Here is a 21,293-nt window from a genome sequence, read left to right on the forward strand (position 1 = left end):
GCGCAGCGTCAGGCCTGGTGAATCGCCTTCACCACCTGGTAGCTCTCGAGGCCTTCTTTCCCGCCTTCGCTGCCGAAGCCTGAGTCCTTCACACCGCCGAACGGCGCGTCGGCGACGGAGATGGCGAAGGTGTTGATGCCGACCATGCCGCTTTCAACGAGGTCGCCGATAAGGTTCGTGCGGCGGCCGTTTTCGGTGAAGGCGAAGGCGGCGAGGCCGTAGGGCAGGCGGTTGGCCTGCTCGATCACTTCATCGAACGTGTCGAAGGGGCGGCTGACGGCGACGGGGCCAAACGGCTCCTCATTCATGATTTCGGCCTCGTTGGGCACGTCGGCGAGCAGCGTTGGCTGAAAGAAGAAGCCCTTGTCGCCGCGCTCCCCGCCGGCGAGGACGCGCGCGCCCTTCGCCTTGGCGTCCTGCACCAGCGTCTCGATCGCGTCGGGGCGGCGCGCGTTGGCGAGCGGGCCCATCTTCGTGCCATCATCAAGGCCGTTGCCGATCTTCACCTTAGCGGTGCGCTCGGCAAAGCCCTTGATGAATGCGTCATAGATGCCGCGCTGGACGTAGAAGCGCGTCGGCGAAACGCAGACCTGGCCCGCGTTCCGGAATTTCTGCGGAACGACCATGTCGAGTGTCTTTTCGAGATCGCAATCGTCGAAGATCAACACCGGCGCGTGGCCGCCGAGCTCCATCGTCACGCGAGTCATGCTGTCGGCGCACAGCTTCATCAGGTGCTTGCCGACGCCGGTCGAGCCGGTGAAGCTGACCTTGCGGATGACGCGGCTGGCGATGAGCGTGCGGCTTACGAGATCGGCGTCGCCGTGAACGAGCTGCGCTACGCCGTTCGGGATGCCTGCATCGGCGAGGGCACGGAAGAGCTCGGTCGTGCAGCCGGGCGTCTCATGCGGCGGGCGGGAGATGACGGTGCAGCCCGCGGCGAGCGCCGCGCTCACCTTCTTCGCCAGCAGGTAGATCGGGAAGTTCCACGGCGTGAATGTCGCCACCGGACCGACCGGCTGGCGGATCACACGGCTGAGCTGACCGGCCGGGCGCACGAGGGTGCGGCCGTAATCGCGCTTGGCGTCTTCGGCATACCAGTCGAATAGCTGGGCCGAGCCGAGAACCTCGGCCTTGGCTTCGGCGAGGATCTTGCCCTGTTCCTGCGTCAACGTCGCCGCAATCAGGTCCGCGCGTTCGCGGAGGAGGGCGGCCGCCTTGTGCAGGGTCGCGCCGCGCTTCTCGACATCGGTCGCACGCCATTCGGGCCAGGCGCGCTCGGACGCCGCGAGGGCTTCGTCGAGGTCTGCCTTGGTCGCGTAGGGGACCTCGGCGATGGCGCTCGCGTCAACCGGATTGACCACGGTGTGGCCGGTATCAGAGCCTTTCCAGACACCGTCGATGAAGAGCTTGAGGTCGGTTTCGTATCCCATGGCGCGCCAGATAGGCCTCGTCGCAGGTCGCGCCAAGTGGCGGCGTTAGACTTCGTAGCCCATGCGGAGCGCCCACGGCGTGAGCGTCTTCATCACCGGTTGCATTTGCTCGCGATATCGCTCCCAGCGGCCGATCGAGCGGTCGTACAGCGGCTCGGTCACCTGCGCGTAGCTGGGCGTGTTGATGAAGCGGCGATCCTTGGCGGTGCGCTGGTTGTCGAGCACCTCGTCCGTCCACGGCAGGCCGAGGAAAGCGAGGAGGGCGCGCATCTCCGGCTCGGCATCCTCGACCAGCCTTTCGTAACGGACGCGGTGGACTATCAGCGGCAGCATGGTCCGGCACTGCCCCCAGAAACGGCACGTCTCGTCGTAGAGACGCGCGGTGCCTTCAAGCGTCGTGAAGTTAGCGAGCGCCGCATTGGGTTCGAACCGCGTGATGAAGCAGCTCAGCACCACGTCGCACGGGTGCCGCTGCGCGAAGATGATCTTCGCGTTCGGGAAGAGCCGATGAATGAGCGGCGCCTCCATCATCGCGAACGGCTGCTTGTCGACGAGCGTGCGGCCGTCGAGGTCGGGGACGTGGAATGCCGCTTGCTCGAGATAGAGTTCCCGGATCTCGTTCAGTTGCTCATCGTCGAGCCCCGCTAGCCGCTCGTAGCCGCCGAGTTTGCGCGAGACCGCGTCGAGCATCGGCTTTTCTTCGGCGACGACGAGCTGCGGGTGGCCCATCAGCAAGGTGTCGAGGAGGGTGGTGCCGGAGCGCGGGAAGCCGACGAGGAAGATCGGGTCGCGCGGGTCGTCGCGGTGCTTGGTCTTGCGCCAACTGCGGACCCATTTGCGGCTCGCCAAAACAGACCTGCGTGCGAGCATCTGGCGGAAGCCGTCGGCGCGTGCCGCAACGACTTCGGGCGCGACGCCGCTGTCGTCATTCATGGTGACGAACGCTTCGAAGGCCTCGGCGGCATTGCCCAGCCGGTCGTTAATCTTGCCGACGAGCTCGGCTCGAGTGCCAGGCTCGGTAATGTCGCGAAGTTCGCGGGTCAGCTCTAGCGCTTCGGATAGCTCGCCGCGGCGGAAAGCCAGTTGCGCCTTGAGCAAGGGAAGCTGGATGACCGGCTCGTCCAGCGCTTCGAGGCGGGCGATCGTCTCGGCAAAGGCGTCGATCCGGTTCTGCCGCTCATGCAGCTGCGCGAGCGCAACCAGCGCCGGCGCGTGGTTCGGGTCGATCCGAAGCGCCTCAGTCAGCGCCACGACTGCCTTGTCGGGCCGGGCGAGCAAATCGTGCAGGCGCGCCATCGTTACGCGCACCAGGGGATCGTCGGGATTTTCCGCCGCGAAGGCGAGGCACAGCTTCATGCCCTGTTCGCCTTCGCCTGCCGTGACTTCCGCCTCCGCCCATTTTTCGCGGAAACGGTGTTGGTCGCGTCGCATGCGCAGCGACTTGGTCAGCGCTTCGATCGCGCCTTTCGGATCGCCGCCGGCAAGCAGGCAAACGCCGAGATTGCCCCAGCTTTCGAAGTCGCGCGGATCGCGCTCGACGATTTCGCGGTAGAGCTTGGCAGCCTCAATCTGGCTACCGCGCCGGATGTGGATGAGCGCTTCGAGGCGAGCGGGCTCGATGCCTGGAAGCCCTTCCTTGCGGAGCAGCTCCTCGGCTTCGTCAATTTCATTCAGCGCGATGAGGACGCGCACTAGCTCGAGCTTGGCGACGGGATCCTTGGGCTCGATCCGTGCTGCGTCGCGGAAATATTTCTTGGCTTCCTGCAGCTCCATCCGACGCGAGTAGAGCATGCCTACGAACAGCATCAGGCCGTGGTCGAGCGGATGCTGTTCCAGTGCTTTCTTGGCGAGACCGAGGGCATGTTGGAAGTCGCCGCGGCGGGCGCTGTCGATGGCCATCTGGCCGAGAAAGGGGATGATGGTTCGGGGCACTTTCGGGGATCTACGCGGCTGCGGGGCTCTAACTTTGGTTATAGAAGTCTGGCAATCGGTGATCGACCAATCGACGAACGACGGTGAGGTTGAAGCGTTCCGAGCGCCGCGCTACGCCTACTGACAAAGGAGAAAGCAGGCATGACCAAGCAGGAACTCGTCGAGCGGATGCAGCAGGGCCAGGCATGGGTGCCGGGCAAGCGCGTCAAGATCGACTTCGGCGGGAGCGAAGGCGTGGTGATGCTGGACGGCGCGGCCGACCGGGTCAGCGAGGACGACGGCGCGGCGGACACGACGATCCGCGTCGGCTGGGACGACTGGCAGCAGCTCGCCGCCGGTCAGCTCGACGGCATGACCGCCTTCATGATGGGCAAGCTCAAGGTCGAAGGCGATATGTCGAACGCCATGCAGCTTCAGGGCGTGCTCGCCAAATTGAAGAGCTGAGGCTCGCTTGCTGCTGCGCCGCCGCTTTTCTATGGGCGGCGCATGCAGAAAATCTATCACAACGCTGAACGTGCGCTCGACGGGCTCCTGTTCGATGGCATGACGATTGCCGCCGGCGGCTTCGGCCTGTGCGGCATTCCGGAACGCCTGATCGATGCGATCCAGGCGAGCGGGGTCAAGGATTTGACCATCGCGTCCAACAATGCCGGCATCGACAATGAAGGGCTCGGCAAGCTGCTGCGCACGCGGCAGGTGAAAAAGATGATCTCGTCCTACGTGGGCGAGAACAAGGAGTTCGAGCGGCAGTTTCTGGCCGGCGAGCTTGAGGTCGAGTTCTGCCCGCAGGGCACGTTAGCGGAGCGGATGCGCGCGGGCGGGGCGGGCATCCCCGGCTTCTACACCAAGACCGGCGTCGGCACGCAGGTTGCCGACGGCAAGGAAGTGAAGAGCTTCGACGGCGAGGACTATATCCTCGAGCGGGGCATTCGCGCCGATCTCGCCGTCGTGAAGGGCTGGAAAGCGGACGAGAGCGGGAACCTGCTGTTCCGCAAGACCGCGCGCAACTTCAACCTGCCGGCCGCGACCTGCGGCAAGGTCTGCGTGGCGGAGGTCGAGGAAATCATGCCGGTCGGCTCGCTCGACCCCGACTGCATCCATTTGCCGTCGATCTATGTGAAGCGCCTGATCCTCGGCGCGCCGTACGACAAGAAGATCGAATTCCGCACCGTGCGTGAGAGGGAGGCCGCGTAATGACAACTCACGACACGCTGACAGAGGGCTGGACGCGCGATCAGATGGCGGCGCGGGCGGCGAAGGAGCTGCGCGACGGCTTCTACGTGAACCTCGGCATCGGCATTCCGACGCTCGTAGCCAACCATGTGCCGGAAGGCATGACGGTCACCCTGCAGAGCGAGAACGGCATGCTCGGCATCGGCCCGTTCCCCTTTGCGGGCGAGGAAGATCCCGACCTCATCAATGCCGGCAAGCAGACGATCAGCCAGCTACCGCAGACGAGCTATTTCGACAGCGCACAGAGCTTCGCGATGATTCGCGGCGGGCACATCGACCTTGCGGTGCTCGGCGGGATGGAGGTCAGCGAAAAGGGCGACCTCGCTAACTGGATGGTGCCAGGAAAGATGATCAAGGGCATGGGCGGCGCGATGGACCTTGTCGCCGGCGTCAAGAAGATCATCGTCGTGATGGAGCACGTCTCCAAGAATGGCGATCCGAAGTTCATCCCGGCCTGCATGCTGCCGCTGACCGGCAGGAACGTGGTCGACATGATCATCACGGATCTCGCCGTCTTTCAGCGGCCCGACCACGACAGCCCGTTCAAGCTGGTCGAGCTGGCGCCCGGCGTCTCGCGCGAGGAAGTGCGCGAGAAGACGACGGCGGCTTACACGGAGTAACTCTCGAGGAGCGGCGCAATGCGACGGACATGGCTGCAAATCTCGGCTTGCGTGCTTGCGCTTGCTGCTTGCCAGGTTTCGAGTTCGGGCAACGAGAGTCAGAACGCGGCTACGGCCGACCCGAACAACGTGGCGCAGCCATCCGGCGCCGCTGTGCCCGTCAGTTTGTCGCGCCTCGATTGTGGTGCGCTCCACGTCAACGAGATGGACAAGGACTTCGCCGGCGGTGCGGGCGTCTATCCTCCGGGTCCGCATGACCTCACCGACAGCTGCTACCTGATCCGGCACGGCGACCAGATGATGATCTGGGATGCCGGGTTTCCGGAATTCCTTGTCGGACACCCCATGAGGGATCCGGACCAGACAGCGACCTTGGACCGCTCGCTTGCCGATGAGCTCAAGGCCGGGGGCGTCGACCCGGCAAAAGTCTCGTTCGTCGGTATCAGCCATTATCATGGCGACCATACCGGGCAGGCGCATTTCTTCCCGAATGCAACACTGCTGATCGGCGCGCAGGACCTCGCGGCGCTGAAGGCGAAGTCGGACAACCAGTTCATGCAGATGTCGCAAAAGCAGCTCGCCCACTGGCTGACCGATGGCGGCAAGATCGAGGCGGTTACCGGCGACAAGGACGTGTTCGGCGACGGCAGCCTGATCATGCTGGACCTGCCGGGCCACACGCCGGGCCATCACTCGCTGCTCGTGAAGCTCAAGTCAGGCGACGTGCTGCTGACCGGCGATCTGTATCACGGAACCGAAGCGCGGCAGAAACGCGGCGTCCCGCCGTTCAATACCGACAAGGCGCAGACGCTGAAGTCCATGGACAAGTTCGAAGCGCTGGCCAGGCAAACCGGCGCCAAGGTCGTCATCCAGCACGAGCGAGCCGACATTCCTCTCCTGCCGGCATTTCCCAAGGCGGCCGAGTAAGTCATGACCTGGAAGCGTTCACAGCAGGTCGCGTTGACCGCCACGCTGCTGGCGCTCCTCATCATGCTGTACATGCAGGTCGACTATTACGTCCGGCACCTAGCCGGCTGAGCGACCTTACTTGTCGACGGTGAACAGCACCGCGGCCGTCTTCACCGCGGGAACCGCGCCGGTACCGACCGAGACCGGCACCCGACCGATCTTGCCGAACAGTTGAGTGCAGGCCGCATCGACCAAGGGCTTGGGCTGCGGCAGGCTGTCAGGTAGCGCGCTGCAGGCCGACGGATTGCCCGAAGCGTCGACGAAATAGGCGAGCTTCACCGCCGCCGGGTCTTTCGATCCTTCCGGCAGGGACGCGACCGTCACTTCAAGATCCGGGGCGGGTTCGGCCTGCAGCCGGGTCTGGTCTGGGCGGTGCCAATTCACCACGCTGCGATAGGTGCCGTAGACGGGCTGACCGTCGGGGCCGCGCGCGCCGGTAAACTTCGCCCGCTTCATTGCGACCCAGCAGGTCTGGCGGTCGAGTACTTCGTAACCGGTCGAATGGGTAATCGTGCAGTCGACGGGGCGGCCGTCAGGCGCGACCGTGACGACGAATACCGCGGCGCCCTTCCACTCGCGATCGAAGGCCTTCTGAGGATAATCGTCGAAATTGTACCAGGGCAGCGGCGTCGCCGGAGCGGCTGCAATCACGGCGTTGACGAGAAGCGATGCGAACAGGCCCATCATTGCCTCCTTTGAAAGAGAGTCGCGACGATATGCCTCTGCAGCAGCGGTGGGAATAGGAAAGTGCGCATGCCGACTGTAGGAGATCGGCATGCGCGCGCTCCTCTCCAACGAACCCGGCGGCCCTGAAACACTGCGGATCGAGGAGTTGCCCGATCCTTCGCCTGGTCGCGGCGAGCTGCTGGTCCGGGTGCGCGCCTGCTCCATCAACTACCCGGACGTCTTGATCATCGAGGACAAATACCAGCTCAAGCCACCGCGGCCGTTCGCGCCCGGAAGCGAGATTTCGGGTGAAATCGAAGCAGTTGGCGAAGGCATTCAGGGCTGGTCAGCGGGCGACCGCGTGATTGCGGCGACGGGGTTTGGCGGCCTCGTGGAGAAGGTCATCATTTCCGCAAATTCGGCGATTCCGCTTCCGCCCGAGCGGTCGTTCGAAGAAGGATCGGCGCTGCTGCTGACCTACGCGACCTCGATCCATGCGTTGCTCGATCGCGGCAAGCTTCGCGGCGGGCAGACTTTGCTGGTGCTTGGTGCGGCGGGCGGCGTTGGCATCGCGGCGGTTGAAATCGGCAAGGCCGTCGGCGCACGAGTGATCGCGGCGGCTTCATCCGAAGAAAAGGCCGCGGCCGCGCGTGAAGCCGGGGCTGATGTGACGATCGTCTATCCATCCGGGCCCTTCGACAAGGACGGGCTGAAAGCCCTGTCGCAGCTATTCAAGGATGCTGTCGGACCAGTTGGCGCGGACGTCATCTACGATCCGGTTGGTGGCGATTATACGGAGGCTGCGCTGCGCAGCATCGCCTGGGAAGGGCGCTTTCTCGTCGTTGGCTTCCCGGCCGGCATTGCCAGACTCCCGCTCAACCTGACCCTGTTAAAAAGCTGCGACGTCTGCGGCGTTTTCTGGGGTGCATTCTCGGCGCGCGATCCGAAAGCGAACGCTGCCCATGTCGAACAACTGTTCCGCTGGTGGGCCGAGGAAAAGATCGCGCCGCGCATTAGCCAGACTTATCCGCTGGAGCGTGCCGGGGAGGCGATCGCAGCGCTGCGCGATCGCAAGGCGATCGGGAAGCTGGTCGTGACGGTCGGCTAAAGCCCGATCAGGGGCGCGTGGCGTTCCGGTACATCAGGACAACACCGGCAGAGCAGGCCAGCCAAAAGAGAAGCAGAAAGGCGACCCACAACGGCATGTTACTCTTACTCCGGTGACAAACTTCACCCTACAATCCGCGGCTTACACATTTGTTGCGTCGCAACATATATTTTGTTCAAGGCGTGTTTTGATCGGATGAATGGAGCGCTCTCCGCTCCTCGGATCTGCCGGCAACCCGCGAAAAAGTACCCTCGCAATTGCACGGTCGAGAACTAACCCGAGAGTCGCGAGATAGCTTTCCAGTCGTTGCCACTGACGTCACTCCGCCCTATCTCGCCGGTCAAACGATCAAGGGGACTCCGGAGTGACTCAATTCGACGATCGCGAACGCGCTTTCGAGGCGAAGTACGCCCGCGACGAGGAAATGCAGTTCCGCATCACCGCACGCCGCAACCGCCTGCTCGGCGAATGGGCGGCGCGGCAGATGGGCCTGAGCGATGCCGAGAGCGAGTCTTACGCGAAAGACGTAGTCCGTTCCGACTTCGAGGAAGCCGGCGAGCATGACGTCATCCGCAAGGTGCTGGGCGACCTGACTGCCGCCGGCGTCGATTGCGACGAGGACAAGGTCATGGAAGCGCTTCGCAATAAGGAGATCGAAGCGCGTCGCCAGATCATCGAGTCCAGCAACAGCTGATGCCCATGCCCGCAAGCGAGATCGAGCGGCTCATCAAGGCGTCCTTGCCGGATGCCGAGGTTACGATCCGCGATCTTGCCGGTGACGGGGATCATTATGCGGCTCGCGTCGTCAGCCGCAGCTTTGAAGGATTAAGCCGTATCAAGCAGCATCAGGCGGTCTATGCCGCTTTGGGGGGACGCGTCGGGGGTGAGCTTCACGCACTGCAGCTCGAAACCGCAGTGCCGAACACGGAGATTACAAGTGAGTGACGCCCAGAATCGCATCGCCGACATCGTGAAATCGAACGACGTCGTCCTCTTCATGAAGGGCACGCCCTTATTCCCGCAATGCGGCTTTTCCAGCCGCGCCATCGCGATCCTCGACCGCCTCGGATCGACCTACGAGACCGTCGACGTGCTGCAGGACCCGGAAGTCCGTCAGGGGATTAAGGAATATTCCGAGTGGCCGACCATCCCCCAGCTCTACGTGAAGGGCGAGTTTGTCGGCGGATCGGACATCATGATGGAGATGTTCGAGAGCGGCGAACTGCAACAGCTGCTGGGAGCGGACGCCTAGAAAGAAGAAGGGGCGGGGCAGCTGGACCAGAGAACCGCTGCACCGCCCCTTCGTGGCGTGGAACCAAGTGGACGTGGTATATGTAGCAATGCGCGTGCCAATTGCAGAAAACGCCTGAAATCGGCCATTTCTGCGCAACAGGGAAAAAGGACCGCTGGCCGTTGCGTAAAAAATTCCGACACTTTTTGCCGCCTGCGGCTGATGGCACTTTGATCCTGTTCCGCCGTTGGGGGGCTTAGTGAGCCGAGACGACCCCGAATCTGTCCGCTTCAGCGGGCCGAAGCTGTTTTGCGACCTGACCCAGAGCTGGTCGGATGTCGGTGGCGGCGTGCGCACCTATCTCCTCCACAAGCGGCGCCACATCCTTGAATCGACTCCGCACAGCCATCTGATGATCATCCCCGGCAATCGCGACGAAGTGGTCGAGGACGGCCGCTCGATCACGGTGACTATTGCCTCGCCTCATGTTCCGGGCAGCCCACACTATCGATTCATGCTGCGCAATCGCGCGGTGCGCGGGGCGCTGGAGCAATTCCGGCCCGACCTGATCGAGTGCCAGGACGCGTACAACCTTCCGTGGGCGGCGATCGGCCATCGCAAACGCTACCCGGACACGGCGCTGGTCGCAGCTTACATGACCGATTTTCCGACCGTCTATGTAGAGCGGCCAGCGTCGAAGATCGTCGGCAAGACCATCGCGGGCGGCCTGTCTCGTGTCTGCTACGGCTATGCCGGCTCTCTCTATCGCCGCTTCGATTCCGTCTTTGCGCTGAGCGAGAACGGTGGCGCGACCAAGCTCCGCAGGCTCGGCATCGCCGATACCGAAGTGGTGCCGCTCGGCGTCGAGCTTGGTGAGTTCGGATCCAACCTTCGCGACAAACGCCTGCGCCAACGCATCGGTGTCGAGGACGGTCGGCCCTTGCTGATCTACGTCGGCCGCCTGGATGGCGAGAAGAAGCCGGACGTGGTCGTCGAAGCTTTCCGCAAGCTGCCCGAGGCGCTCGGCGCCCGGCTCGCGCTGCTTGGCGAGGGTCCTTTGCGCGCGGAGATCGAGGCGCTGGGGGACAATAGGATCGTCATGCCCGGCTACGTCAAAGGCCGCGCCGAGCTCGCGCAGTGGCTGGCGAGCTCGGACATCTACGTGTCGGCGATGGCCGATGAGACGTTCGGCGTTTCGATCATCGAGGCGCAGGCATCGGGCCTGCCGGTGGTGGGCGTCGCGGCCGGTGCGATGATCGATCGCGTGACGAACGAGGTCGGGAGGCTTGGGCCCGTCGGCGATGCCGGCGCGATGGCGGGCAACATCCTGGACGTCTGGGACGCAAAAGACGCGGAAATGGCGCATCGGGCCCGCGCCCAGGCACTGCAGTTCAGCTGGGACCACAGCATGGAGACGCTGTTCGGGCGCGTTTATCCCGCGGCGTTCGCAAAGCGTGTGTCGCTTCCGGTCCAGACACCCGCCTCGGCCGCGCTTGCAGCCTGACGGTTCAACGCGCATTCACTTGATTCAATGAGAATTACGGCCGTCCAGGTCGGGGGAGACAGATGCCGCTGTTTGCAATGTTGATGCTTGCTGCCCAGGCCGCGGCGCCCACGGGCGCGCCGACGCAGATGCAGAAGCTGCTGCAGAATTGCGATGCCCACAAGTTCGAGACCGTCATCAACGTGACGGTCGACGGAAAGCCCAAGCAGTCGAAGGTCAAGCTATGCGGCAATGAAGGGCAGAGCGATGCCGACTGGCTGAATACGCTCAAGGATGCCGCGCAGAAGACAGCGGCCAACAGCAAGATGGACCAGTCGGTCCGCGACCAGATCGTGGCGGCATTCTCACTTGAGATTGCGCGGCTGAGCGGCACCGCCGCGCCGAAGGTCGCTGGTGTCCTTCCGCCGCCGCGCCAGCGTCCGCAGGCACAGCCCCTATCCGATTTCTCCTCGCTTCCGCCGATGCCGACCGCGCCGACCGCCCCGGTCAAGGTTCTGGGCGGCGTGCCCGGTGTGTCGGTGCCGTTCCTGCCGAAGCCGCGGCTGAGTTTCAGCTGCTACAATCCCAACGACATCGTCGGGGAGGGACCGTGTACCGGCTTCGAGCGCGAAACGATGCTGACGGTGACGGCCGACGAGAATTTGCCGGCAGGCACCAGCCTGCGCTTTGTCCGCGACGGCGACGCGCGCGCCGATGTGAAACTTGCGCAGCTTCGGCGCGGCAAGTCGATGCGCGTGCCGCTGCCGCAGGACGTTTGCCTTCATTCGGGTGGCGGCGCCCTGGAAATCAGGATCGTTCGCGCCACCAAGGAGACCGGTCCGGACGGACAGGTGGTCGGCAAGGACGGACCCTACAATCTGCGCTGCTAGCAAGCAGCGGCGCGCCGTGGCACAGGCGCAGCCGATGGATGCGCCCTACGCGAAGCTTGTGCAGTTGGAGACCGGCATCGCCCGCGTGCTCGCGCATAATCCGTCGGCCTTCACTTATTTCGGGACGCAGACCTATTTGCTCGGCGAGCGCGAGGTCGCGGTGATCGACCCGGGGCCGGACCTGCCCGAGCATGTCGATGCGCTGGAGCAGGCGATCGGCGGCCGTCCCGTCGTGGCGATACTGTGCACGCACACGCACCGCGACCACAGCCCTGCGTCGAAACCACTGGCCGAGCGGACGCAAGCGACGATCGTCGGCTGCGCGCCGCTGGCGCTTGCAACGGTCGGACCGCGCGCGGACGCGTCCTTCGACGGCGACTATGTGCCGAACCATGTGCTCGCGGACGGCGAGACAATCGAAGTGGACGGCAAGACCGTTACCGCCGTCGCGACACCCGGTCACACGTCCAACCATCTCTGTTTCGCTTACGAAGGCGCGCTGTTCACCGGCGACCATGTGATGGGCTGGTCGACAACGGTGGTCGTGCCGCCCGACGGCGACATGGCGGCTTACATGCAGAGCCTCGACAAGCTCCGGCAGCGTGAAGACATCATTTATTATCCGGCGCATGGCGATCCGGTGACCAACCCGCAGCAATATGTGCGGCACCTTTCCGGCCATCGAATGCAGCGCGAACGCCAAATCCTCGGTCTCGTCAGGGATGAGGCGCTTGCAATCCCCGACATCGTCGCCAATGCCTATCCCGGCCTCGACCCGCGTCTCGTTCCGGCGGCAGGCGGTTCGGTGTTCGCACATTTGGTGGACCTCGAGCGTCGCGGCCTCGTTCAACGGCAGGAAGAGCTATGGAAAGCCGCCTGAATAAGCCGCTGGTGGTGGCAATGGTCGCGTTGGCACTCGTGATCGGCGTACTGCTCGGAACCACGAGCGGTCTCGCCGGACGCCTGTTCGGTGGACCGAACGCCAAGACGATCGCGACATCGAGCTTGGAATCAATGCGCGCGCAGAACAGGCTGGTGGCCTTCGTCGCCCGCTACGTGTCAGTGACGAGCAGCGAGCAAAACCGGCTCGGCGGGCTGATCAGCTCGGAGCGGACGCTCGTCCTGCCGGGCGATGTGCGATACGAACTCGACCTCTCGAAACTTCAGGAGAAGGACGTGTCGTGGGATGCGGCGACGCACACGCTCCGCGTCCAGCTGCCCGAGGTCGAAATCGCCGGGCCCGACGTCGACCTTGCCGGTGCGCGGGAGTTCGGCGAGGGAGGCATCCTGTCGACGCTGACCAATGCGGGCGAACAGCTCGATCAGGCTAACCGTGCCAAGGCCGTGGCCGACCTGCGCAAGCAGGCGCAGGCCGCGGTGCCGATGCGCCTTGCCCGGCAAGCGGCGCGTCAGGCGGTCGAGCGCAGCTTCGCGATGCCGCTGGCGGCGGCCGGCTTCAAGGATGCGAAGGTGGTCGCCCGCTTCCCGACGGAAGGAACCGACGATCCTTCATATCTCGACCTCTCCACACCATATGAAGAGGCGATCAAGGAAGCAGAACGCCGCAGGGCTCAGGGGCAGAAATGACGGTTCAATCGACCAGCCTGAAAGGGCTCGACCTCATCGCGGAAATCGACCGGCTGAAGCGTGAGCGCAACGCCGTCATCCTCGCCCATTATTACCAGAAGCCGGAGATCCAGGACCTCGCGGATTTCGTCGGCGACAGCCTCGACCTGTCGCGCAAGGCCGCGGCGACGGATGCGGACGTGATCGCTTTCTGCGGCGTGCGTTTCATGGCCGAGACCGCGAAGATCCTGTCACCGCAGAAGACCGTGATCCTGCCCGACATGGATGCTGGCTGCAGTCTGGAAGACAGCTGCCCGCCCGACCAGTTTGCAGCCTTCCGCAAGGCACATCCGGACCATATCGCGCTGACCTACATCAACTGCTCGGCCGCAGTGAAAGCGCTCAGCGACATCATTGTCACATCTAGCAGCGCGCAGGTCATCCTTGACCAGATCCCGAAGGATCAGAAGATCATCTTCGGCCCCGATCGCCACCTCGGCGGCTATCTGTCGCGCAAGATGGGGCGCGAGATGCTGCTGTGGCCGGGCATCTGCATCGTCCACCAGGCCTTCAGCGAGACCGAGCTCCTAAAGATCAAGGCGGAATATCCGGATGCGCCGGTGGCCGCGCACCCAGAATGCCCGCCGCACATCATCGAGCATGCCGACCACGTGGGCTCAACCAAGTCGATCCTCGACTTCGCGCTGACCTCGCCCGCGCAGACGATTCTGGTCGCGACCGAACCGCACATCATCCACCAAATGGAAAAGGCGGCGCCAGAGAAGACATTTATCGGCGTTCCAGGCGGCGACGGGAACTGCAACTGCAACATGTGTCCGTACATGGCGCTCAATACGCTTGAGAAGCTCTATGTCGCGCTGCGCGACCTCGAGCCGCGGATAGAATTGTCGCCCGCAGTCATGGAACGCGCCCGCCTCCCGCTTGAGCGGATGCTGGAGATGGCCGGCCGCACTGTCGGACAGGGCGACGTCGGCAAGCCGATCATCGACAACCCTGAGCAGATCGACCCGGCGATCAGCGGCGACTGATCAGCGCAGCAGCTAGCTGAGCACCGCAAGTTCGCGGAGCTCAGAAGCATAGTCGTCGGAAACCTCGACTTGCGGCCGCGGCCGCCCGTCGATTAGTTGCCGCGCTCTGAGCTTGAGCTAGTCTTCTCGCTATCGCCAGCCTGGTCGGCTGGAACCATGACGGTCTTGCAGATCTTGCGGTTGCCGAGGCGCGAATAGCTGTCCTCGTCGACCTGCTCGCAAACGCGCTTCTTCACCATTTGCGGCTTCGCAGGTTCGGCCTGCTGGGTCGCCGGCGCCGCGGTGGCTGGCGCCGTCTGAGCCGCTGCCGGCACGCTTGCCGAGCCGAGAATGGCCAGCAAGGCCAACAACTTATGCATCGTAACGCTCCCGAATCGTAAGCGCGCGCTTAAAGCAGAGAAATATGCGTCCGAAAAGTGTCGTGCGATAAACCGTTAAGTAACTCTGTTTAGGGCATTCCGGGACCGAGCGTTTAGCACTCTTCAAGGGTCCCGATTCCATGGGATTTGCGATCGACCTGCTGAACCGCTCGCGAGAGGTTCGGCAGACAAGCATGTTCGCATCCCGGGGGGACTTTTGGTCCGTGTATTCCAAGTTTGTGCTTGTGACAGCCGCCGCGTGCCTGGCCGGCGTCGCTTCCGCTGCGTCCTTCAGCCCAAGCGAATTTCCGTCACGCATTCTCGCTGCTCATAATCTTGAGCGGGCGCGGGCAGGGATGCCGCCGCTCGCCTGGGACGACAGCCTTGGCGTCGGCGCTGCCACCTACGCGCAGCAGATGGCTTTCACTGGCCTCTTCCAGCATTCAAATCGCCAGGCCCGTCGCGGCATCGGCGAGAATCTGTGGATGGGAACGCATGGCGCCTTCAGCCTGGAGACAATGGTCGGCGGATGGTCGGCGGAACGCCGTTATTTCGTCCCGGGCATATTCCCGAACAACAGCAGCACCGGCCACTGGGAAGACGTCGGACATTACACGCAGATGATCTGGCCGACGACGACACGCGTCGGCTGCGCGCTCGCATCGACCGCGCGTACCGATTACCTGGTTTGCCGCTACGCCACCGCGGGAAACATGGACGGCCGCCGCCTTCCTTAGGCGTCCTTCGCTGGTCTACGGTAACGCACGTTCCACCGTTACCGAGTTGCGCTGGGAAACATGCGCGGGTGACGCTCGTTATATCGGCGAAACATAAGGGAATGAGACTAGATGCGTAAGATTCTGAATATTGCGATCGCCAGCTCGGTCATTGCGACCAGCGGTATTCCGGTGATGGCGCCCGCCGAGGCCCATTCCACCACTTATTACCATACCCACAGGTACCACGGCAGCACACACTATGCGCGCAAGTATTGTCGCCGCTCGAGCGGTACGACGGGCCTTGTCGCGGGTGGCGTGACGGGCGCGGTTGTTGGTTCGAAGGTCCTTGGCGGTGGCATTCTCGGCGCCGCGGCGGGTGCCGTTGGCGGTGCTGTCGCGGGTCGCGCAATCGACCGCAGCGTGACTGAACGCCGGCGCTGCTACTGGCGCTAACCGGCTGAGCGGGCGCTCATCGTGCCCGCTTACCTTGATCATAGAAGCACGACACGACCGCGGGAGCGCGCATGTGCGCTCGCCGCGGTCGTAATCGTTCAGCTTGCGCTCGGACTGGCGCTGCTGACGGGACTTCGGGTGCAGGTCGGCCGCTCAGCCGAAGCGGTAAGCCAACTCATCCAAGTCGTGTTGCCGAACGTGCCCCCGCCGGTTCCGCCTCCGCCGCCGCCAGCGCCGAAAAAGGCGAGCAAACCTGAGTCAGCGCCGAAGGCCGAGCCGGCCCCGCCGGGCGGTTCCCCCGGTACAGAGCCTGCGCACGCGCCGCCATCCGTCGCGCCCATTGTCGCCATCCAGCCGACCGTGGCGCCTTCGGGCGGCAGCACCGGGTCAGGCCCGGCGACCGGCAGCGGCGCGGGGGGCGGCACGGGCGGCAACGGCTATGGCGAAGACGGCGGCGGCGGCTCTGAAATGGAGCAGATCGCGGGGGAAATCACGCCTCGCGACTATCCGCGCAACCTGGGCAATGCCGGCGTGGGCGGTCGCGTCGGCCTGCTGTTCACCGTGGGAACGAACGGTCGCGTCTCGCAGTGTCGTGTGACCAGGTCGAGCGGCGTTCCCGAACTCGACGCGTTGACTTGCCGCCTCATCATGCAACGGTTTGTCTTCCGCCCGGCAACCGACCGCTTTGGCCGACCGGTGGCGGACCAGGTCGAAGGCGAACATGTCTGGGACGTCAGCCGCCGCTAGGGGCGATGAGCGACCTTGCCTTCGACGGTCGCGGTTTCCGGGTGATGCTTGTCGAGGTGCTTCTTAATGATGCGGATGTTGCGCGTGTTCGACCGGAAGAAGAAGTCCGGGATCGCGCCGACCCACGGGATCAGGCCGAGCAGGAAGTCGACGCCGACATTGCCGGCCATGCGAGACATTTGCGACTTCGACATGCCGAGGTTCTTCGCTTCCCAGACGATGTAGGCGCCAAGCGCCGCTGCGGCGACGTCGCCGACGCCAGGCACGAGGTCGAGGATGACGTCGAGACCCACGGGGCGATTGAGACCCGGCACGATGAACAGCCGCTCAAGCACCTTTTCCATTGCCTCGACGCGTTGCCGAACCGCCTTCGGGTCGGTGCCCACCGTCGGGAACTTGAGTTTCTCATTCGGGCCAACGGTCATTGTCAGTCTCCGGCACCCGGTTTCTGGTCCAGGCCGGTGAGCGTGTGAACGGCGTAGCGGTTCCCGGCAAAGCCCTGGATGCGGTTCGACACCAGCGACCAGCGCACCGGCGCGGCGATCGGAATGAAGAGCAGCTTCTCATCAATCTTCAGCGCGGCCTGCTGAAGAAGCGCATAACGTTGTGGCGGGATGAGCGTCTGGCGCGCGGCATCCATCAAGCCGTCAGCTTCGGGATCGCAGATCGGGGTCACGTCGCAGCGGAACTGGCGGACGAACCAGGCCGAGGAAGCGGACGGGGCAACGAGGTCGATCACGCGGAAGTTGGCCTCAGCAAGATCTTTCGCGCGCTCGACCTTGAAGCCGAAAATGCCCCAATCGCGTCCGAGCGCGACCAGCAGCAGTTCGCCGCCCGGGCCTTCGGGAACCGCGATCTTGATGACCGGCTTGTCGCCCTTGCCGAAAACTCGGCTCGCTTCCGCGAGCAGCGCGGTACGTCGGTCGGCGATCGGCGTGTTCAGCCACGCCGGTACGGCGGGATTCGGCATACCGTCGAGGCCGGGTTCGAGAACGGTCGCACGCGGCGCAAGGCCAGGGACGTTCAGCGCCGTGACAAAGGTTGCGCGGTCGATGGCCTGGCTCAGCAGCCGCCGTTCATCGGGGTCGTCGAGGCCGCCGTGCGGCTTCGACGGCACGAGGCCGAACAGACCAGAGGCGGGATCGAAGCGGACGCTGCCGCGCGGAAGCTGAACGCGCTGAGTGAGTGGCAAATCGGTAAAGGTGCCGCCGAGCACGAGGTCGACCTTGCCGGCGGCAAAGCTGCTGATTGCATCGGCGGCCGCGCCTCCTGCCAGCTCGACCTCTTCCTTTTCCGGTTTCTCGTCGTCGCCGACGGTTGCCTCATGCGTCAGCCGGAGGAACCCATTCGCGTTCGGAGGCGCCGAGAGGCTGAAGGGTCCGGTGCCGAAGCGACCGCGAAAGATTGCCATTTCGGGCTGCGCCAGCGTCGCCAGCAGGCTCGGTCGAGGTGCAATAAGCCGGATCTCGATCACCCGGTCGGTCATCGCGACGATGTCCTCGATCGCGCCGAGCGCGTCCTTGAGGCTGTTCTTCGATCGCGGCGCAAGGTTGCGCTTCAACAGCTTCGCCGCCTGCTGCGCGGTGATCTTCCTGCCGTCGGGCCACTCGGCCGACGACAGACGAAATATGTAGCTCAGCCCGTCGTCGCTGACGTTCCAGCGCTCTGCGAGCCCACCGACGATGTTTCCTGCAGCATCAAACCGCACCAGCCCCTGCGCAACGTTGGTCAGCAGGACTGCGTCTGGCGCGCTTAGCGGCCCGAGCGCCGGATCGCGCATTGTCGGCGTAGCGCCGATGACCGCGACCTTGACCGCGCCTTCGGGTGTGGGCTTGCAGGCCGACGCTTCGAGCACGAGCGCGGAAACGATCAGGATTGGCAGCAATCGCCGCAGCATGGCGGGGGGTTTAGCCGCAATGCGTGGTTCAGCAAGCGTCTGGATATATCTCTGCAACTGTTTTAGTGGACTAAGGCAGTTCGGGCGAGTCCGCGAAAGATGACAGTGACGGCAAGGGACGACATCTGGAGCCGCGGCGGCCTGCCGGTGGAGGAACTGCCGAACCCGTTCGCGACGGAGCCGTCGGAGCATCAGGACCTTCCCGAAGGACAGCCGGACGAAACGCCCCGCAAGCGCCGCCGCCGCTGGCCGATCGTGCTTTACTGCGTCTTTGGCCTGATCTTCGTCACAATTGTCTGGCTCGTGCTGACCGCGCCCTTGTCGCGCGCGCTCGAACCGCTCGCAAATCCCGCGCTATTGATGCTGAGCGACGACGGCCGGCCAATCGCCGTTCGCGGCGCGATCAAGGAAGCGCCGGTCGAGGTAGCCAAGCTCAACAAGTTCACGCCGGCTGCTTTCGTGTCGATCGAGGATCGGCGCTTCTACAGTCACTGGGGCATCGACCCGCGAGGCATTGGCCGTGCGTTCGTTGCCAATCTGCGCGGGGGCGGGGTGCGGCAGGGCGGATCGACGATCACGCAACAGCTCGCGAAGACCAGTTTCTTGTCGAACAACCGCACCGTCAAACGCAAGGCGCAGGAGATCATCATCGCGTTCTGGCTCGAAGCGTGGCTGACCAAGCAGGAGATCCTGTCGCGCTATCTGTCGAGCGTCTACTTTGGCGACGGCGTCTATGGCCTGCGCGCGGCGGCACATCATTACTTCAACCGCGACCCGGAAAATCTCACGCTCGGCCAGTCTGCGATGCTCGCAGGCCTGGTGCAGGCGCCATCGCGGTTAGCGCCGACGCACAATCTTCCGGCGGCGCAGAAGCGGAGCAAGCTGGTGCTGGCGGCGATGGCGGACACCGGCGCGATCACCGCATCGCGGGCGCGGGCGACGACGTTGGCACATCCGGTGCTGATAACGTCCAAGGTCCCGACGGGCACGTATTTCGCCGACTGGGTTGCGCCGTCAGCGCAGAATGCGTTCGAAACTGACTTCGGGCAGGTGAAGGTGCGCACGACGCTCGACAGCGACCTGCAGCGGCTGGCCGTCCGCGCGGTCGCCCGCGCACAGATCGGCGGCGCTCAGGCCGCGCTGGTGGCCATGCGGCCGGACGGGCGCGTCGTCGCGATGGTCGGCGGCAAAAGCTACAAGGATTCACCCTTCAACCGGGCCACGCAGGCGCAGCGCCAGCCGGGATCGGCGTTCAAGCTTTTCGTCTATCTCGCCGCGCTGCGCGCCGGCTGGACGCCCGACAGCCTGATCGAAGACAAACCGATCACCATCGGCGGCTGGACGCCGGTCAACAGCGACCGGGTCTACCGCGGGCAGATCACGCTTCGAGAAGCGTTCGCCCGGTCAAGCAATGCGGCAACCGTGCGGCTGTCGGAATCGGTCGGCCGCAACAATATTATCCGCGCCGCGCGCGATCTCGGCATCACGACGCCGCTGCCTGATCGGCCGAGCCTTGCGCTTGGCACCGCCGGCGTAAGCCTGCTCGAGCTGACGTCGGCTTATGCGGCCGTGGCGAGCGGGCATTATCCGATCCGCGCGCGTGGGCTCCCGGACGCGCAGGAGCCGGAGGGCCTGGCCGCATTCTTCCGTAGCGACGGCTCGCTTGACCAGCGGCGCGACTGGGCGCCGATGCTCGATCTTTTGTTTGCCGCAGCTAACAATGGCACCGGCAAGCGCGCCGCACTCGCTATTCCCACCTTCGGCAAAACGGGAACGACGCAGGAGAACCGCGATGCTCTTTTCGTCGGCTTCGCGGGGAATCTGGTCGTCGGCGTGTGGGTCGGCCGCGACGATAACGGCTCACTCGGCAAGATTAGTGGCGGAACTGTGCCTGCCGAAATCTGGCGTAATTTCATGACATCCGCCGTGGCGGTCGACGGGCAGCGCGGGCCGCGGCTTCCCGCCCAATTCCACGTGCCGCAGCGACAGCCGCAACCCGATCCGACCCAGGATGGACGGAAGAGTCCGCTCCCACCGGAATGGAGCGATTCAACGAAACAGCTACGGGAGATTGCCGATCAGCTGGCAAATTTGACCGGTAATTAACAGTTAAATATCGGTGACTTAACAACATGTCAGTCTTTTAATGTTGCGCTTTAAGACTTTCTCAACCCTGAAAGCAGAGATTCAAGGTCGACCTGCACGGTGTATGTGCGCAGGTTCCCGTTGCTATTGGCTGTTGGGAGACCAGTAATGGTCAAATTTGTGAAGCTGCTGAAGAACGAGAAGGGCGCGACGGCCATTGAATATGGTCTCATTGCGGCTCTGATTGCTGTTGCTGCTATCGGCGCGATGACGCAGGTCGGCAACAAGCTCAACTCGACGTTCAATAACGTCTCGAACTCGCTCAACTAAGAGCGGACTTCGTGAGGGGTGGACGGCGGTGCCTTCGGGCGCCGCCGTTTTCTTTTGCGGATCTCGCCTGTGCGTGCCGATATGCAACACGTTCGAAAAGGTTGGGTTTTTTCGCGTGCTAGCCAGTTGCCGACACTCCAGTCGGGTGTCATCTTCGGCGCTGGTGAGGTGGACAATTGCCCTGTTACTGCTGGGGATGTCGTCGGCTGCGGCGGCCGCGCCATCGCGCGCGCCGCTCTACGATACTGTTCGCCTGAACATCGGTATCAATTGCCAGTGGCGGCAGAAATGTATCGTCGACCAGCAGCGGGCGATGAATCGCGCGCTTAGCTATGTGAAGACGCAGCGGCCCTCGGCTGCGAAGGTCCAACTGTGCAACCGGAACGCCGCCCGCGGGCGCTATCGCGTGGACTGGATCGGTTTCGACAATTGCATGCGCAACAGTGCGCTGCGTCCGGTTTCCCTCAGGGTTTACAAGCGCCGCTTCCATTAGGCTGCATCCGCAGCAGCCGCGCTCCCGTATAGG

At 64.0% G+C, this 21,293-nt stretch carries 25 protein-coding genes; 19 read left to right on the forward strand and 6 right to left on the reverse strand.

Annotated features, from left to right (window positions below):
- Nucleotides 1-8: 8 nt before the first annotated feature.
- A complete protein-coding gene (locus tag ABD704_RS13350) occupies nt 9-1,430 on the reverse strand; it encodes an NAD-dependent succinate-semialdehyde dehydrogenase (protein ID WP_344700183.1) in 1,422 nt (473 codons plus the stop codon).
- A 45-nt stretch (nt 1,431-1,475) separates the two neighbouring features.
- Nucleotides 1,476-3,362 (reverse strand): tetratricopeptide repeat-containing sulfotransferase family protein, encoded by a 1,887-nt coding sequence (locus tag ABD704_RS13355; protein WP_344700184.1) that lies wholly within the window; start codon nt 3,360-3,362, stop codon nt 1,476-1,478.
- A gap of 141 nt (nt 3,363-3,503) precedes the next feature.
- On the opposite strand from ABD704_RS13355, the gene ABD704_RS13360 reads away from it, so the two are divergent.
- The 4 genes from ABD704_RS13360 to ABD704_RS13375 are packed head-to-tail and all read left to right on the forward strand — an operon-like array spanning nt 3,504 to nt 6,142.
- Nucleotides 3,504-3,806, forward strand: coding sequence for an SCP2 sterol-binding domain-containing protein (locus tag ABD704_RS13360; protein WP_344700185.1), 303 nt, complete (start codon nt 3,504-3,506; stop codon nt 3,804-3,806).
- A gap of 42 nt (nt 3,807-3,848) precedes the next feature.
- A complete protein-coding gene (locus ABD704_RS13365; protein ID WP_344700186.1) occupies nt 3,849-4,556 on the forward strand; it encodes a CoA transferase subunit A in 708 nt (235 codons plus the stop codon).
- The gene (locus ABD704_RS13370) at nt 4,556-5,215 is read left to right on the forward strand and encodes a CoA transferase subunit B (protein ID WP_344700187.1); all 660 of its coding nucleotides are present in this window, start codon (nt 4,556-4,558) and stop codon (nt 5,213-5,215) included. The genes ABD704_RS13365 and ABD704_RS13370 overlap by 1 nt, the downstream gene beginning before the upstream one ends.
- Nucleotides 5,216-5,233: 18 nt before the next feature.
- The gene (locus ABD704_RS13375; RefSeq protein ID WP_344700188.1) at nt 5,234-6,142 is read left to right on the forward strand and encodes an N-acyl homoserine lactonase family protein; all 909 of its coding nucleotides are present in this window, start codon (nt 5,234-5,236) and stop codon (nt 6,140-6,142) included.
- Between the two features lie 117 nt (nt 6,143-6,259).
- Here the strand turns inward: ABD704_RS13375 and ABD704_RS13380 are convergent, their stop codons facing one another.
- Nucleotides 6,260-6,868 (reverse strand): TonB family protein, encoded by a 609-nt coding sequence (locus ABD704_RS13380; protein WP_344700189.1) that lies wholly within the window; start codon nt 6,866-6,868, stop codon nt 6,260-6,262.
- 91 nt (nt 6,869-6,959) lie between these two features.
- Between ABD704_RS13380 and ABD704_RS13385 the strand changes: the two genes are divergently transcribed.
- The 9 genes from ABD704_RS13385 to nadA all read left to right on the forward strand — a co-directional run bounded on the left by ABD704_RS13385 (nt 6,960) and on the right by nadA (nt 14,177).
- Nucleotides 6,960-7,958, forward strand: a complete 999-nt coding sequence (locus ABD704_RS13385) for an NADPH:quinone oxidoreductase family protein (RefSeq protein ID WP_344700190.1) — start codon at nt 6,960-6,962, stop codon at nt 7,956-7,958.
- A gap of 364 nt (nt 7,959-8,322) precedes the next feature.
- Nucleotides 8,323-8,652, forward strand: coding sequence for a DUF1476 domain-containing protein (locus tag ABD704_RS13390; RefSeq protein ID WP_344700191.1), 330 nt, complete (start codon nt 8,323-8,325; stop codon nt 8,650-8,652).
- Nucleotides 8,652-8,903, forward strand: a complete 252-nt coding sequence (locus ABD704_RS13395; RefSeq protein WP_344700192.1) for a BolA family protein — start codon at nt 8,652-8,654, stop codon at nt 8,901-8,903. Before ABD704_RS13390 ends, ABD704_RS13395 begins: the two co-directional genes overlap by 1 nt.
- On the forward strand, nt 8,896-9,210 hold the full coding sequence (gene grxD / locus ABD704_RS13400) for a Grx4 family monothiol glutaredoxin (RefSeq protein WP_344700193.1): 315 nt from the start codon (nt 8,896-8,898) through the stop codon (nt 9,208-9,210). The genes ABD704_RS13395 and grxD overlap by 8 nt, the downstream gene beginning before the upstream one ends.
- 238 nt (nt 9,211-9,448) lie before the next feature.
- Complete coding sequence (locus ABD704_RS13405) at nt 9,449-10,693, forward strand: glycosyltransferase (protein ID WP_344700194.1); 1,245 nt, start codon at nt 9,449-9,451, stop codon at nt 10,691-10,693.
- A 62-nt stretch (nt 10,694-10,755) separates the two neighbouring features.
- Nucleotides 10,756-11,562, forward strand: a complete 807-nt coding sequence (locus tag ABD704_RS13410; RefSeq protein WP_344700195.1) for a hypothetical protein — start codon at nt 10,756-10,758, stop codon at nt 11,560-11,562.
- A 34-nt stretch (nt 11,563-11,596) separates the two neighbouring features.
- A complete protein-coding gene (locus ABD704_RS13415; protein WP_344700553.1) occupies nt 11,597-12,442 on the forward strand; it encodes an MBL fold metallo-hydrolase in 846 nt (281 codons plus the stop codon).
- The gene (locus ABD704_RS13420) at nt 12,427-13,149 is read left to right on the forward strand and encodes a DUF4230 domain-containing protein (protein ID WP_344700196.1); all 723 of its coding nucleotides are present in this window, start codon (nt 12,427-12,429) and stop codon (nt 13,147-13,149) included. The genes ABD704_RS13415 and ABD704_RS13420 overlap by 16 nt, the downstream gene beginning before the upstream one ends.
- The gene (nadA, locus tag ABD704_RS13425; protein ID WP_344700197.1) at nt 13,146-14,177 is read left to right on the forward strand and encodes a quinolinate synthase NadA; all 1,032 of its coding nucleotides are present in this window, start codon (nt 13,146-13,148) and stop codon (nt 14,175-14,177) included. Before ABD704_RS13420 ends, nadA begins: the two co-directional genes overlap by 4 nt.
- Before the next feature lie 92 nt (nt 14,178-14,269).
- On the opposite strand, the gene ABD704_RS13430 is transcribed toward nadA, so the two are convergent.
- Nucleotides 14,270-14,536 carry a hypothetical protein gene (locus ABD704_RS13430; protein WP_344700198.1) on the reverse strand — a complete coding sequence of 89 codons (267 nt, stop codon included), beginning with the start codon at nt 14,534-14,536 and terminating at the stop codon, nt 14,270-14,272.
- A 224-nt stretch (nt 14,537-14,760) separates the two neighbouring features.
- Between ABD704_RS13430 and ABD704_RS13435 the strand changes: the two genes are divergently transcribed.
- The 3 genes from ABD704_RS13435 to ABD704_RS13445 all read left to right on the forward strand — a co-directional run bounded on the left by ABD704_RS13435 (nt 14,761) and on the right by ABD704_RS13445 (nt 16,455).
- Nucleotides 14,761-15,273 carry a CAP domain-containing protein gene (locus ABD704_RS13435; protein ID WP_344700199.1) on the forward strand — a complete coding sequence of 171 codons (513 nt, stop codon included), beginning with the start codon at nt 14,761-14,763 and terminating at the stop codon, nt 15,271-15,273.
- Nucleotides 15,274-15,384: 111 nt separating this feature from the next.
- Complete coding sequence (locus ABD704_RS13440; RefSeq protein ID WP_344700200.1) at nt 15,385-15,708, forward strand: hypothetical protein; 324 nt, start codon at nt 15,385-15,387, stop codon at nt 15,706-15,708.
- Between the two features lie 21 nt (nt 15,709-15,729).
- Nucleotides 15,730-16,455 carry an energy transducer TonB gene (locus tag ABD704_RS13445; protein ID WP_344700201.1) on the forward strand — a complete coding sequence of 242 codons (726 nt, stop codon included), beginning with the start codon at nt 15,730-15,732 and terminating at the stop codon, nt 16,453-16,455.
- Here the strand turns inward: ABD704_RS13445 and ABD704_RS13450 are convergent.
- Entirely contained in the window at nt 16,452-16,880 is a 429-nt protein-coding gene (locus tag ABD704_RS13450) for a DUF4112 domain-containing protein (protein WP_344700202.1), read from the reverse strand. The genes ABD704_RS13445 and ABD704_RS13450 overlap by 4 nt on opposite strands.
- Nucleotides 16,881-16,882: 2 nt before the next feature.
- Nucleotides 16,883-18,352, reverse strand: coding sequence for an ABC transporter substrate-binding protein (locus ABD704_RS13455; protein WP_344700203.1), 1,470 nt, complete (start codon nt 18,350-18,352; stop codon nt 16,883-16,885).
- A gap of 99 nt (nt 18,353-18,451) precedes the next feature.
- Between ABD704_RS13455 and ABD704_RS13460 the strand changes: the two genes are divergently transcribed.
- From ABD704_RS13460 to ABD704_RS13470, 3 genes are all read left to right on the forward strand, one after another.
- Nucleotides 18,452-20,458: a transglycosylase domain-containing protein gene (locus ABD704_RS13460; protein ID WP_344700204.1), complete on the forward strand. Its 2,007-nt coding sequence runs from the start codon at nt 18,452-18,454 to the stop codon at nt 20,456-20,458.
- A 147-nt stretch (nt 20,459-20,605) separates the two neighbouring features.
- On the forward strand, nt 20,606-20,767 hold the full coding sequence (locus tag ABD704_RS13465) for a Flp family type IVb pilin (protein WP_344700205.1): 162 nt from the start codon (nt 20,606-20,608) through the stop codon (nt 20,765-20,767).
- A 163-nt stretch (nt 20,768-20,930) separates the two neighbouring features.
- On the forward strand, nt 20,931-21,260 hold the full coding sequence (locus ABD704_RS13470) for a hypothetical protein (protein WP_344700206.1): 330 nt from the start codon (nt 20,931-20,933) through the stop codon (nt 21,258-21,260).
- Nucleotides 21,261-21,293 lie beyond the last annotated feature (33 nt).

The sequence above is a fragment of the Sphingomonas limnosediminicola genome, assembly GCF_039537965.1.
Classification (GTDB): domain Bacteria; phylum Pseudomonadota; class Alphaproteobacteria; order Sphingomonadales; family Sphingomonadaceae; genus Sphingomicrobium; species Sphingomicrobium limnosediminicola.

Coding starts and splice junctions, on each gene's coding strand:
- ABD704_RS13350 (WP_344700183.1), bottom strand. CDS start 1,430: ATGGGATACGAAACCGACCTCAAGCTCTTCATCGACGGTGTCTGGAAA.
- ABD704_RS13360 (WP_344700185.1), top strand. CDS start 3,504: ATGACCAAGCAGGAACTCGTCGAGCGGATGCAGCAGGGCCAGGCATGG.
- ABD704_RS13365 (WP_344700186.1), top strand. CDS start 3,849: ATGCAGAAAATCTATCACAACGCTGAACGTGCGCTCGACGGGCTCCTG.
- ABD704_RS13370 (WP_344700187.1), top strand. CDS start 4,556: ATGACAACTCACGACACGCTGACAGAGGGCTGGACGCGCGATCAGATG.
- ABD704_RS13375 (WP_344700188.1), top strand. CDS start 5,234: ATGCGACGGACATGGCTGCAAATCTCGGCTTGCGTGCTTGCGCTTGCT.
- ABD704_RS13380 (WP_344700189.1), bottom strand. CDS start 6,868: ATGGGCCTGTTCGCATCGCTTCTCGTCAACGCCGTGATTGCAGCCGCT.
- ABD704_RS13385 (WP_344700190.1), top strand. CDS start 6,960: ATGCGCGCGCTCCTCTCCAACGAACCCGGCGGCCCTGAAACACTGCGG.
- ABD704_RS13395 (WP_344700192.1), top strand. CDS start 8,652: ATGCCCATGCCCGCAAGCGAGATCGAGCGGCTCATCAAGGCGTCCTTG.
- ABD704_RS13410 (WP_344700195.1), top strand. CDS start 10,756: ATGCCGCTGTTTGCAATGTTGATGCTTGCTGCCCAGGCCGCGGCGCCC.
- ABD704_RS13415 (WP_344700553.1), top strand. CDS start 11,597: ATGGATGCGCCCTACGCGAAGCTTGTGCAGTTGGAGACCGGCATCGCC.
- ABD704_RS13420 (WP_344700196.1), top strand. CDS start 12,427: ATGGAAAGCCGCCTGAATAAGCCGCTGGTGGTGGCAATGGTCGCGTTG.
- nadA (WP_344700197.1), top strand. CDS start 13,146: ATGACGGTTCAATCGACCAGCCTGAAAGGGCTCGACCTCATCGCGGAA.
- ABD704_RS13430 (WP_344700198.1), bottom strand. CDS start 14,536: ATGCATAAGTTGTTGGCCTTGCTGGCCATTCTCGGCTCGGCAAGCGTG.
- ABD704_RS13440 (WP_344700200.1), top strand. CDS start 15,385: ATGCGTAAGATTCTGAATATTGCGATCGCCAGCTCGGTCATTGCGACC.
- ABD704_RS13450 (WP_344700202.1), bottom strand. CDS start 16,880: ATGACCGTTGGCCCGAATGAGAAACTCAAGTTCCCGACGGTGGGCACC.
- ABD704_RS13455 (WP_344700203.1), bottom strand. CDS start 18,352: ATGCTGCGGCGATTGCTGCCAATCCTGATCGTTTCCGCGCTCGTGCTC.
- ABD704_RS13460 (WP_344700204.1), top strand. CDS start 18,452: ATGACAGTGACGGCAAGGGACGACATCTGGAGCCGCGGCGGCCTGCCG.
- ABD704_RS13465 (WP_344700205.1), top strand. CDS start 20,606: ATGGTCAAATTTGTGAAGCTGCTGAAGAACGAGAAGGGCGCGACGGCC.